This is a genomic window from Mordavella massiliensis (genome assembly GCF_016901695.1).
Lineage (GTDB): Bacteria > Bacillota > Clostridia > Lachnospirales > Lachnospiraceae > Claveliimonas > Claveliimonas massiliensis_A.
Map to the genome: position 1 here is coordinate 39,913 of NZ_JACJKS010000003.1, position 12,317 is coordinate 52,229.

Consider the following 12,317-nt stretch of genomic DNA (forward strand, 5'->3'; position numbering starts at 1 on the left):
AATGGAAATGGTAAAAGCAGTAGTGGGCGCCAACTGGGGCGATGAAGGCAAAGGTAAGATTACCGATATGCTGGGAGAGAACGCGGACATCATCGTCCGGTTCCAGGGCGGCGCCAACGCAGGTCACACGATCATCAATGATTACGGGAAGTTCGCACTTCACACCCTGCCGTCCGGCGTGTTCTACAGCCACACGACGAGCATCATCGGGAACGGCGTGGCGCTGGATATCCCCCGCCTCTTCGGCGAGATCCAGTCGATCGTGGAGAAGGGCGTTCCGATGCCGAAGATCCTCGTGTCGGACAGGGCCCAGATCGTTATGTCCTACCACAAGAATTTTGACGCGTACGAGGAGGAGAGACTGGGAGGCAGGTCCTTCGGATCCACCAAGTCCGGGATCGCGCCGTTCTACTCAGACAAGTACGCCAAGATCGGCTTCCAGGTGAGCGAGCTCTTCGACGACGAGCTGCTCAGGGAGAAGACCGTGCGGGTGGCAGAGCAGAAGAACGTGCTGCTGGAGCACCTGTACCACAAACCATTGATCGACCCTGCTGACTTATATAGAGAATTAAAAGAGTACAAAGAGATGATCGAGCCCTATGTGTGCAATGTATCTCTCTTCCTTTACAATGCCCTGAAGGAGGGCAAGGAGATCCTTCTGGAGGGACAGCTCGGCTCCCTGAAGGATCCGGACCACGGGATCTACCCCATGGTCACCTCCTCCTCCACGCTGGCCGGATACGGCGCCATCGGGGCCGGCATCCCGCCCTATGAGATCCGGCAGATCATCACGGTCTGCAAGGCCTACTCCAGCGCGGTGGGCGCGGGCGCCTTTGTGAGCGAGATCTTCGGCGACGAGGCGGACGAGCTCCGCAGACGCGGCGGGGACGGCGGCGAGTTCGGCGCGACGACGGGCCGGCCGAGGCGCATGGGCTGGTTTGACTGCGTGGCCTCCAAGTACGGATGCCGCCTGCAGGGTACCACAGACGTGGCCTTCACGGTGCTGGACGTCCTGGGCTACCTGGACGAGATCCCGGTCTGCGTGGGATACGAGATCGACGGGGAAGTGACGACAGAGTTCCCCACCACGCACCTGCTTGAGAAGGCAAAGCCGGTCCTTAAAAAGCTGCCGGGCTGGAAGTGCGATATCCGCGGCATCCGGAAGTATGAGGACCTGCCGGAGAACTGCCGGAATTACATCGAGTTCATCGAGAGGGAGATCGGCTACCCGATCACCATGATCTCCAACGGACCGGGCAGAAAGGACATCATCTACAGAACGAAATAAGCGGTCACAACGCCATGGGGCAGAGTCTTTGCACTCTGCCTCATTTTTTTGTTGACAGGACATCCCTGCCTGTGGTATCCTTGCAGGGAAATAATTTAATGCTTTAAAGTGTTGCGGTTTAAAGCGTCAGAGAAAAAAGGAGGAAATAGAAATGGTAAGCAAGCTTGTGATCCTGCTGTTATTCTTTATCGTGATGGTGGCAGTGGGGATCTATGCGAGGAGACATGCAAACAGTGTAGACGGATTTGTGCTGGGCGGCCGGTCGGTGGGACCGTGGCTGACAGCCTTCGCCTACGGAACCTCCTATTTCTCTGCGGTCGTGTTTGTCGGGTACGCGGGGCAGTTCGGCTGGAAGTACGGCCTTTCATCCACCTGGATCGGCATCGGGAACGCGGTCATCGGAAGCCTGCTCGCCTGGGTTGTCTTAGGAAGGCGCACGCGGGTCATGAGCCAGCACCTGGGGTCCCGCACCATGCCGGATTTCTTCGGGGAGAGGTACGAAAGCCGGGGGCTGAAGATCGCCGCCTCGGCCATCGTGTTCATCTTCCTTGTGCCCTACACGGCATCCATCTACAACGGCCTGTCCAGGCTGTTCGGGATGGCCTTTCACATCCCCTACGCCTGGTGCGTCATCCTCATGGCAGTCATCACGGCGGTGTACGTCATCCTGGGCGGCTACATGGCCACGGCCATCAATGACTTTATCCAGGGCATCATCATGCTGGCCGGGATCGTGGCGGTCATCGCGGCGGTGCTCTCCGGGCAGGGCGGTTTCATGGAGGCGGTGGGGAAGATGGCGCAGATCCCAAGCGACGTGGATGTGACCCTCGGCCAGCCGGGAGCCTTCACCTCCTTCTTCGGGCCGGATCCTCTCAACCTGCTCGGCGTGGTGATCCTCACGTCCCTGGGCACCTGGGGCCTGCCGCAGATGATCCACAAGTTCTACACCATCCGGGATGAGAAATCCATCCATACGGGAACGGTCATCTCCACGGTGTTCGCCATCGTGGTGTCAGGCGGGTGCTACTTCCTGGGCGGCTTCGGACGGCTCTTTGACGCGCCGGATATCTACGGCGCGGACGGCTCCGTGGTATACGACAGCATCATCCCCTTCATGCTGTCCGGCCTGCCGGACATCCTGGTGGGCATTGTGGTGATCCTCGTGCTGTCGGCGTCCATGTCCACCCTGTCCTCCCTGGTCCTCACGTCCAGCTCCACCCTGACGCTGGATTTCCTGAAGGACACAGTGATGAAGAAGATGAGCGAGCGCAGGCAGATCATCGTGATGCAGCTTCTGATCGTGTTCTTCATCGCCCTCTCCGTGGTGCTGGCGCTGGATCCCCCGGCTTTCATCGCCCAGCTCATGGGCATCTCCTGGGGCGCGCTGGCCGGCGCGTTCCTGGCGCCCTTCCTGTACGGCCTGTACTGGAAGCGGACGACGAAGGCCGCCGTGTGGGCCAGCTTTGCCACAGGCGTGGGCATGACCGTGTCCAACATGTTCCTCGGCTTCTTTGAGTCCTCCATCAACGCGGGAGCCGCCGCCATGGTGGCGGGCATGGTGGTGGTGCCGGTGGTGAGCCTTCTCACGCCGGCGCCCCCGGCCGGGCAGACAGACCGGATCTTCGCCTGCTACGAGGAGACGGTGGTGATCAGCAAGAAGCATTCGCTGGAGGAAAAATAAAGAAAGATTTAAGAAAACCCTTACTTTTATTTTAGCTTCTCTCCATCAGCCGTACACATTTACCGTGTATCCTGTATGGTGTACAGAGAAAACATGTCATAAAAGGAAGCCGCCGGCCATATAATGATAGAGCCGGGAAAACGGACCTGAGGAGTATAAATAGAAGTGGAGGTATGCGGCATGAGACACGGCTTGAGAGAAGAGAGGACCCCGGAATCCATCTCCATGGAGGAGTACCTGACCAGGCGTCAGAAGATGAAGGAGGGCCAGAGGAAGAGGAGCAGCCGGAATAAAGAAAAGAGCCCGGCCTGGATGTGGGCCGGACTCTACGTCTGAGTGTTCCCCGGATCTTCTGTCCCGCCTTCTTCCTCCTCCCGGGGTCTGCCATTCTGCAGGTTCCTGTACACGAGGGTGTAGGCATACAGAAGGACAGGGATGACGACGGTGCACACGAGGGAGGCCTTGAGAAGCCCCGCCGTCTGCGAGTGGTCTGTGAGCGCGAAAAACAAAGTGCTGCCGTACATGGCGAGGAGCAGGAGGGCTCCGCAGGCAGCCAGGATCCGCCGGATCTTTTTCATGAGATCATCCCCTTTCAGGGAAATTATAAACGGCGGACGGGAAAAAATCAAATCCATCCTCTTTGAAAATGGAGGAAAATAGTATATAATAGGGCTTGCACAGAAAAAACACCCGCGGATGCGGGGGACACAAAGGAGTATAGAATATGAGTACATTACTGGAACAGTGGCGCGCCACCGCTTACAATGAGAAGGCAGACAGGGGACAGCTGCAGAAATTCTGGAGTTCCTACTTCCAGATCGAGAAGGAGATCTACGAGCAGCTTCTGTCCAACCCGGACGAGGGAGTGCGCGGGACTGTGAAAGAGCTGGCAGACAGATTCGGCCACAGCGTGATGACCATGGTGGGCTTCCTGGACGGCATCGACGAGAGCCTGAAGGTTGCCAATCCCCTGGAGACGATGGACGAGGACACGCAGGTGAACCTGGTCTATGACAAGGCCCTCCTGTACAAGAACATGGTCGCTGCAAAGGCGGACTGGCTCTACAACCTTCCCCAGTGGGACAGCATCTTTACGGAGGAGGAGCGCAAGGCCCTCTACAAGGAGCAGAAGGAGTCCGGCACGATCCGCAAGCCGAAGAAGATCGGGCGCAACGATCCCTGCCCCTGCGGAAGCGGAAAGAAATACAAGCACTGCTGCGGCAGGTAGGACGGGGATGGTCATGCTGGCAGCGGCGGCGCTTTGCCTGCTCTACTACCTGCTCATCTCTGCGGCGATGAGAAAGTGGAATTCCACCTTTGCCGGGTTCTGGCCCGGGGCCGGGGCTGTGTGCCTTGCGGGGCACATGGCCGTCACATGGGGGCCCCGCCGGCTGGCCCTGACGGTGTGGTGCCTCTTTCTCATTGCCCTTTTTGTATTTGCGGCCGTGGAGCTTCTGATCCTCACCGGCATGCGGGAGGAGGGCGGGGACGACTGCCCGGTCATCCTCGTGCTGGGCGCCCAGATCCGGGGGCGCGCTGTGACAGTGTCCCTGCGGCGCAGGCTGGACCGGGCGGCAGCGTGGCTTGAGCGACATCCCGGCGGCCGGGTGATCGTCTCCGGCGGCCGGGGAAAAGGGGAGGAGATCACGGAAGCAGCCGCCATGGCGGCCTATCTGGAGGAGCGCGGGATCGACCGGGAGAGGATCCTTCTGGAGGACGCATCCACCACCACGTGGGAGAATCTCCTGTTTTCAAAAAGATATATCGAAGACGCGGACGGGCCGGTGGGCATCGTGACAAACAACTTTCACATGTACCGGGCGAAGGCGTACGCAAGGAGAGCCGGGTACCGGGATCCGCGGGGCCTTCCCGCGCCCTGCGGCAGGGTGCTCTTTTTGAACTACATGACAAGAGAGTTCTTCGCGGTGTGGAAAATGTGGATCGCAAGGAAACAAGTCTCCGGCAGATGAGGCCGGAAGAAACGGGGAACAGGAAGGATGAGAGAAATACAGGAATACAGACACAAGGTACAGTACTATGAGACGGACCAGATGGGGATCGTGCATCACTCCAACTATATCCGCTGGTTCGAGGAGGCGCGGACGGACCTGATGGAGCAGCTTGGCATGGGCTACGACCGGATGGAGGCGCTGGGGATCGGAAGTCCGGTCCTGGCCGTGGAGGCGGACTACCTGCGCATGGTCCACTTCGGGGATACGGTGTCCATCCGCACAAAGATGGAGGAGTACAACGGCATCAAGCTGACCCTGAAGTATGAAGTCACAGATGAAAAGACCGGCATGGTGCACTGCCGGGGGCTGACGAAGCACTGCTTCCTCGGCACCAGGGGAAGGCCGGTGTCCCTCAAGAGGGACTTCCCGGATATCCACGCCATGTTTCTTGAGGCGGCCGGGCAGCCTGCAAAAAAACAGACAGATGCATAATTTTTAAGAAAACGGCAGATACTGCTCCTGATGAACAGGAAAAGGAGGTAGTATCTATGCCGGAATTAAAATGCACGGTGCAGACCTGTAAGCACAACCAGAACTACTACTGCACACTGGACAAGATCCAGGTGGGCGGCAATGCGGCCAAGAAGCCGGAGGAGACATGCTGCGACAGTTTTGCGGAGCGGGGAGGCGCGGGCGGCGCGTCCTACAGCAACGCGGCATACGGCGCCTACACGGACAGCGCGGGCAGCGCGTCCGCCTGCAGCTGCGTGGACTGCCAGGCCGTGGAGTGCAGGTACAACGACAACTGCCACTGCCATGCGGGCAAGATCAGCGTGGAGGGCGGCAATGCCTGCCAGAGCAGCGAGACAGAGTGCGCCACATTTACCTGCTGAGACTGAGCGGGACGGGAAGGGGGATGCCCCTTCCTTTTTATTTGCTTTTTCGGGCGGAGATTGCTATAATTTTCATTGAAAATGCAGATAAAAGAGGAGAACAGCTATGCCAATTCGAGTACAGAATGACCTGCCGGCCAAGGAGATCCTGGAGCAGGAAAATATATTTGTGATGGACGAGCACAGGGCCACCCATCAGGACATCCGGCCCATCCGTATCGGGCTTCTGAACCTGATGCCCTTAAAGGAGGACACGGAGCTGCAGATCCTGCGGTCCATGTCCAACACACCGCTGCAGATCGACGTGGTGTTCATCAATGTGTCAAGCCATGTGTCCAAGAACACGTCCACAAGCCATCTCAACAAATTCTATCTCCCCTTCCGGGATGTCCGGGACCAGAAGTTTGACGGCTTCATCATCACCGGCGCGCCGGTGGAGCAGATGCCCTTCGAGGAGGTGGACTACTGGGAGGAGCTCACGGAGATCATGGAGTGGACGAAGACCCATGTGACCTCCACCCTGCACCTGTGCTGGGGCGCGCAGGCGGCCCTCTACTACCACTACGGGATCGACAAGGTGCCCCTGGAGAAGAAGCTGTTCGGCGTCTTTAGGCACCGGGTGCTGAACCGCAAGATCCCCCTTGTGCGTGGCTTTGACGATGTGTTCCTGGCGCCTCACTCCCGCCACACGGACGTGCCGGTGGAGAAGATCCGGGCGGACGGACGGATCACGCTTCTGGCGGAGTCGGAGAAGGCGGGCGCCTTCCTCTCCATGGCGGAGGACGGACGGCAGATCTTTGTCATGGGACATCCCGAGTATGACAGGATCACGCTGGACGGGGAGTACAAGAGGGACCTGGCCAAGGGGCTGCCCATTGAGATGCCGGAGAACTATTACCCGGACGATGACCCGCAGCAAAAACCGCTCCTGACCTGGCGGGCCCACGGGAACAACCTCTATACGAACTGGCTCAACTACTATGTATACCAGGTGACCCCCTACAATATGATCGGAACGCCGTTCTAAGGGGACAGGGGAGTTTTCTCCTAAATATACATATTCGGCATTGCCATACCGATCGCAGGGGTGCTATAATCTACTATAGTATGTCTAAATACAGCAGCAATGCAAGAAGAGGTGGATGGCTTGAAAAATAAGATCAAAAAATTCTCAAAGGGCGACTTTCAGATGACCTGTCCCGATATCATCTTTGACGAGACATGCCTGATCCTCACCATCGGCGAGGGGGAAGTGTACCGGGGAAGTTTTACCATCAGAAGCCAGACAGACGGGGCGATCCGCGGGATCGTGTATCCGTCTTCTTTTCGCATGCGCTGCATTGAGCAGGGATTTGAGGGGAACCCGGTCACGGTCCGCTTTGAGTACGACGGGCGGAACCTGCGCCCGGGGCACGTGGAGCAGGGCAAGTTCTCCATCGTGTGCAGCGGCGGGGAGTACGAGATCAACTTCACGGCGATCATCGAGAAGCCCTATGTCATGACGGCCTACGGCAAGGTGCAGAGCACGGACGACTTCAAGAGGCTCGCCATCAAGGACTACTCGGAGGCCCAGAAGCTGTTCCGCTCCCGGGAGTTCTACGAGGTTCTCAAGTACGAGAACCCGCGGACCTTCCATCTGTACGACAACATGCGCAAGTGGTCCCTGGACGAGCAGGCCATGGAGGAGTTCCTCGTCGGGATCAAGCAGAAGGAGTGCATCTTCCTCACCCTGCAGGGGGAGGGCATGCTCTTTGAGGACTTAAAGGAGGCCACGAAGGGCAGCTTCACCGTGATCAAGAATACATGGGGCTTTATGCCCATCCATATAAAGGCGGAGGGCGGCTTTATCACCGTGGCCCGCCCGGAGATCACCACGGATGATTTCGTGGGCAATGTGTACGAGCTGGAATTTGTCGTCGGCACGGAGCATCTCCATGCGGGGCGCAATTTCGGCAGGATCAGCCTTGTCACGCCCTACGAGACGCTGAGCTACGACGTGGAGGTGTTCCAGGGCGGGGAGCGGGACGAGAACCACGGGGAGATCGAGTTCCTGGCGGCCCAGATCCTGAAGGAGCATATCGCCTGCGAGGCGGGCAGGATCGACCTCAACACGTGGACCGACAGCGCGGTGGAGAAGTCCAAGAGAATGCGCCAGTATGCGCCTCTCGATGACGGGCTGCAGCTCTTCCAGGCCCACATCTACATCCGGGGCGGCCGGATGGAGGAGGCGAAGTGGATCCTGGAGAACTACAATTACAACCGCTTTGCCATCGGAAAGGATCCCACCACGAACGCCTACTACCTGTTCCTGACGGCCCTCATCCGGCCGGAAGGCAGCCACGCGGAGCGGGTGCTGGATGAGATCGGCAGGACGTACCTGCGCCACCAGGACTCCTGGCAGCTCCTCATGATGCTCCTCTACCTGGATCCCCAGTACCGGGACGCCTACCGCAGGATCCGTGTGCTGGAGCAGCAGTTCTACGAGTTCGGGGTAAACCAGGTCCTCTTTTACCAGGCGGCGTACCAGTGCTTCCAGGAGAGGTCAAACCTGTTGAAAAAACTCGGCAGATTCGAGCTGCACGTGCTGAATTTCGCCGTGAAATACAGGCTGCTCACAAAGGATCTGGCCCTCTATGTGGCGAACCTGGCGAGCCAGCAGAAGACCTATGACGACCTTCTGTTCCACATCCTGGAGCAGATCTACGATATGTATCAGGAGCCCATGATCCTGAACACCATCTGCACCCTCCTCATCAAGGGGAACAAGATGCAGCAGCGGTACTTCATCTGGTACCAGCGGGCGGTGGAGGCGGAGCTGAAGATCGCCCAGCTCTACGAGTACTACATGGAGACCATCGAGGAGGACAAGGTGCGGGAGGCCCTGCCCAGGTCCATCTTCCTGTACTTCATGCACGGCAACAACCTGGACTACAAGAAGGCGGCGCTTCTGTACGCCAACCTCATCACCTACGAGCAGTATGCCAGCGACCTGTATATCAGCTACCGGGAGCAGATGGTGGAGTTCGCGTGGGACCAGCTTTTGAAGCGCCACATCAACGAGTCCCTTAAGATCATCTACCGCCGGTTCTGCACGGAGGAGGAGATGACGGGCGAGCGGCTGGAGGCCATGCGGGACATCTGCTACGCCTACGGGGTGACGACGAAGGTGCAGGGGCTTAAATGCGTCCTCGTCATCGAGAAGGACGGGTCCATCAAGCAGAGGGTGCCCTACCGGGAGGATGGCGCCATCGTCTACCTGTACGACAAGGAGGCGCGGATCATCTGGGAGGGGATGGACGGCCGGTACTACACCGACTCCATCGTCTTCGAGACGCGGCGGCTGTTCTACGAGCCCCGCTACCTTGAGATGTGCAAAAAATACATGTCCCACATGACGAACTGGAGCGGCGAGGGGCCGAAGGAGGAAGTGTCCTTTGAAAACCTGCGCCGGAAGGACATCGACGCCTTTGACGAGAAGGAAGTCTTCCAGATGTGCAGCAGGCGGATCCGCGAGGACAACTACGAGGAGGACGAGTTCCTCCTGTACCTTTGCTATGAGCTGTTCAAGCGGCAGCAGTACGACAAGGTGACCCTCACCTACCTGGCGGGCTACTACTGCGGGGCGACGGGGGACATGAAGCGGCTGTGGCGCACGGCCAGGGAGTACGGCGTCCAGACCGGGAAGCTGGGCGAGCGGATCATCACGCAGATGCTCTTCTCCGAGGATATGTTCGGCGGGGAGGAGATCTTCATCGAGTACTATCTGACCGGAAACGCCTATTTCCGGCTGAAACAGGCGTACCTGGCCTACGTCTCCAGGGAGTACCTGGTGTACGGCAGGCAGACAGACAGCCGGATCTTTGAGATCATCGTCAACGAGCACCGCCAGGAGGAAGAACTGGCAGATGTGTGCAGGATCGCGCTCCTCCATTACTATTCTGACCGGGAGTACGGGAAGGAGACGGAGGAAGTGCTGCACAGGGTGCTGGGGCGCATGTGCGAGAGGCAGATCATTTTCCCGTTCTATCTGTCGTATCCGGAGAGCTGGCTCAGGGAGGCGCAGCTCTACGACCGGACCATGGTGTCCTACCGGGCGTCCAGGGGAGGCAAGGTGCGCATCGTCTACAAGATGCGGCAGGACGGCGTGGACGATCTCGGTTACCAGAGCGAGAGCCTGACGCCCATGTACGAGGATATATATGTGAAGGATTTCATCCTGTATAAAGGGGATCTTGTCCGGTACTATTTCCAGGAGACGAGAGGCAAAAAGCAGATCACCCAGGAGGAAAATGTGCTGGGGCAGACAAGAGACGTGCCGCCCGTCGGACGTTACGGGAAACTGAACGCCATGTCCGGGATGGAGCCGGATGAGAGGCGGGAGGCCATGGAGGCTTACCAGCAGGAGATCTGGCTGGCGGACAGGATCTTTGAGGAGTCATAAGGAGGAATACATCCGTGAGAGGCGGAAGCATAGTAGGAATTGAACTGAATGACGAGTATTGCCAGATCAGTTATTACAACGAGGAGACAAGCGAGCCGGAGACCCTGGAGGTCTCGGTGGACAACTTCCAGATCCCGCTGATCCTCGGGTATCATCAGGAGCAGTGGGTCTACGGGAAAGAGGCGAAGCGGCTGGCCACCATCAACGAGGGCTGTACGGCCGCTAACCTCTTTGCGAGGGCCAGACGCCAGGAGAAAGTGCGGATGGGGGCCAGAAACCACGACGCCGTGTGGCTCCTTGCCAAATTCTTCCAGCTTGCCCTCGCGTCCTTTCCGAAGATCGAGTACCTGACCTTCTCCGTGCCCCACACGGACATCGACGTCAGCAAGATGCTCAAAGGCGTGGGACAGTTCGTGGGCGTGCCGAAGGAGTCGGTCTATGTGCAGGACTACAAGGAGAGTTTCTGTCACTACATGTTCTACCAGCCCAAGGAGCTGTGGCAGTACGAGGCGGCCCTGTTCTACTGCGACCGCAATGAGATCCGGGCCTACATGCTGCGCCGCCTGCGGGGGATCCGGGGGCGGGGGGATGAGCTCTTCGTGGCGGTGGACGAGGTGGCGAGCGCCCACATGAAGGAGCTGGCCGCCGTCTACCCGGTGCTGAATGTAGACAAGGCGAAGGATGCGGACGAGCGGTTCAAGTCCTTCATACAGAGTGTGTTTGACAAGAAGGTGGTCTCCTCGGTCTATCTGACGGGGGAGGGCTTTGAGAACAACTGGTATCCGGCTTCCCTGAAAGTGCTCTGCAACGGGCGCAGGGCCTTCCTCGGGAACAACCTGTACAGCCGCGGCGCCTGCTACACCGCATACCGCAAGTGCCGGGACTTTGAGGACAGCCCCATCTACCTGGACAACACAAAGATGACGGACCAGATCTGCCTGCGCATGCGGGTGGGGGGCAAGGAGGGCTGGTATCCCATCGTGCAGTGGGGCTCCCACTGGTATGAGGCGGACGGGCAGTGGGACGTGCTCCTGGAGGACACCTCCGACATCGAGATCCACATCGAGTCGCTGGGAACAGGCGAACTGGAGGCGGAGACCGTGTCCCTGGCCGGCCTGCCGGACAGGCGGGACTATGCGCTGCGCCTCACCATTGAGGTCATGTTCCTGGACGAGTACACATGCAGGATCACCTTCCGGGACGCAGGGTTCGGCGAGTTCTTCCCGGCCACGGATTTCCATGTAGAGAAGACGATACACTTAGGAGGAAGCAATGGGCAGTTTAATTCTCTGTCATAAGAAGAAGGCGAAACATCCATATGAGATATCCAGGATCCATATGCGGATCTACACCATCGAGGAGCTGTGCTATTATTTCTGCAACAACCTGTATCTGGTGGACTATACCATCATCAACCGGCAGCTCTGCGACTGGCTGGATGAGGAGCTGGAACTGTACAGCCTGGCCGACGAGCTGCGGGCCATCCTGGACCAGAACGGGCCGGCGGAGCAGTTCCTCCTGACCGTCCTAAGCCATGCGTCCATCTACTCCGCCTCGGAGATCACCCAGATCCACAACGTGCTGGAGCATCTGAAGAACCAGAACGAGGTGGAGCGGGAGAAGTACAAGGCGGACAACCTTCTGAAGGCGGGGGAGGTGGCTTCCGCCATCCTCGTGTACCAGTCCATCGTGAACAAGGAGTGGGACGACTCCATGGGACGGGACTTCTACGGACAGATCTACGGCTGCCTTGGATCCGCCTACGGGCGGCTCCTTCTCTACGAGGAGGCGGCGGCCATGTACGAGAAGGGATTCCAGGTGTGCCAGGACACGAAGATGCTGAAGGCGTACCTGTACTGCTGCTATCGGTACCTGCCGGAGGCGGAGTACGTGAAGATGCTCTCCAACGAGCCGGTCTACCTGAGCATCGGCTCTGTGCTGAAGGAAGAGATCCGGCAGGCAAAGGAGAGCGTGCACGCGGACACGTCGGCGGAACAGCTCAAGACATGGAAGAGGGACTACCGCAGGGGAAACCTCTGACGAACGGAAACACTTATCTGCG

At 58.6% G+C, this 12,317-nt stretch carries 12 protein-coding genes; 11 read left to right on the forward strand and 1 reads right to left on the reverse strand.

The genetic code is table 11. The annotated features are described in order from the left end of the window. Positions 1-7 precede the first annotated feature (7 nt). The 3 genes from H6A20_RS02670 to H6A20_RS02680 all read left to right on the forward strand — a co-directional run bounded on the left by H6A20_RS02670 (position 8) and on the right by H6A20_RS02680 (position 3,305). Entirely contained in the window at positions 8-1,288 is a 1,281-nt protein-coding gene (locus tag H6A20_RS02670; RefSeq protein WP_204905621.1) for an adenylosuccinate synthase, read from the forward strand. A 151-nt stretch (positions 1,289-1,439) separates the two neighbouring features. Beyond that, positions 1,440-2,969: a sodium:solute symporter family transporter gene (locus H6A20_RS02675; RefSeq protein ID WP_204905622.1), complete on the forward strand. Its 1,530-nt coding sequence runs from the start codon at positions 1,440-1,442 to the stop codon at positions 2,967-2,969. Positions 2,970-3,149: 180 nt separating this feature from the next. Further along, positions 3,150-3,305 (forward strand): hypothetical protein, encoded by a 156-nt coding sequence (locus H6A20_RS02680; protein WP_204905784.1) that lies wholly within the window; start codon positions 3,150-3,152, stop codon positions 3,303-3,305. On the opposite strand, the gene H6A20_RS02685 is transcribed toward H6A20_RS02680, so the two are convergent. Next, the gene (locus H6A20_RS02685; protein WP_204905623.1) at positions 3,296-3,547 is read right to left on the reverse strand and encodes a hypothetical protein; all 252 of its coding nucleotides are present in this window, start codon (positions 3,545-3,547) and stop codon (positions 3,296-3,298) included. The two genes, H6A20_RS02680 and H6A20_RS02685, sit on opposite strands and share 10 nt — an antisense overlap. Positions 3,548-3,693: 146 nt before the next feature. Here H6A20_RS02685 and H6A20_RS02690 point away from each other — a divergent pair, with 146 nt between their 5' ends. From H6A20_RS02690 to H6A20_RS02725, 8 genes are all read left to right on the forward strand, one after another. Then, positions 3,694-4,197 carry an SEC-C metal-binding domain-containing protein gene (locus H6A20_RS02690; protein WP_204905624.1) on the forward strand — a complete coding sequence of 168 codons (504 nt, stop codon included), beginning with the start codon at positions 3,694-3,696 and terminating at the stop codon, positions 4,195-4,197. Between the two features lie 7 nt (positions 4,198-4,204). Further along, positions 4,205-4,939, forward strand: a complete 735-nt coding sequence (locus H6A20_RS02695; protein ID WP_204905625.1) for a YdcF family protein — start codon at positions 4,205-4,207, stop codon at positions 4,937-4,939. 27 nt (positions 4,940-4,966) lie between these two features. Then, the gene (locus H6A20_RS02700; protein WP_204905626.1) at positions 4,967-5,413 is read left to right on the forward strand and encodes an acyl-CoA thioesterase; all 447 of its coding nucleotides are present in this window, start codon (positions 4,967-4,969) and stop codon (positions 5,411-5,413) included. Between the two features lie 56 nt (positions 5,414-5,469). Beyond that, positions 5,470-5,814, forward strand: coding sequence for a DUF1540 domain-containing protein (locus H6A20_RS02705; protein ID WP_204905627.1), 345 nt, complete (start codon positions 5,470-5,472; stop codon positions 5,812-5,814). A 106-nt stretch (positions 5,815-5,920) separates the two neighbouring features. Then, the gene (gene metA, locus H6A20_RS02710) at positions 5,921-6,841 is read left to right on the forward strand and encodes a homoserine O-acetyltransferase MetA (RefSeq protein ID WP_204905628.1); all 921 of its coding nucleotides are present in this window, start codon (positions 5,921-5,923) and stop codon (positions 6,839-6,841) included. A 120-nt stretch (positions 6,842-6,961) separates the two neighbouring features. Continuing rightward, on the forward strand, positions 6,962-10,255 hold the full coding sequence (locus tag H6A20_RS02715) for a DUF5717 family protein (protein ID WP_204905629.1): 3,294 nt from the start codon (positions 6,962-6,964) through the stop codon (positions 10,253-10,255). Between the two features lie 14 nt (positions 10,256-10,269). Next, positions 10,270-11,553, forward strand: coding sequence for a DUF5716 family protein (locus H6A20_RS02720; RefSeq protein WP_204905630.1), 1,284 nt, complete (start codon positions 10,270-10,272; stop codon positions 11,551-11,553). Next, positions 11,528-12,295, forward strand: a complete 768-nt coding sequence (locus tag H6A20_RS02725; protein WP_204905631.1) for a hypothetical protein — start codon at positions 11,528-11,530, stop codon at positions 12,293-12,295. Before H6A20_RS02720 ends, H6A20_RS02725 begins: the two co-directional genes overlap by 26 nt. The last annotated feature ends 22 nt before the right edge of the window (positions 12,296-12,317 follow it).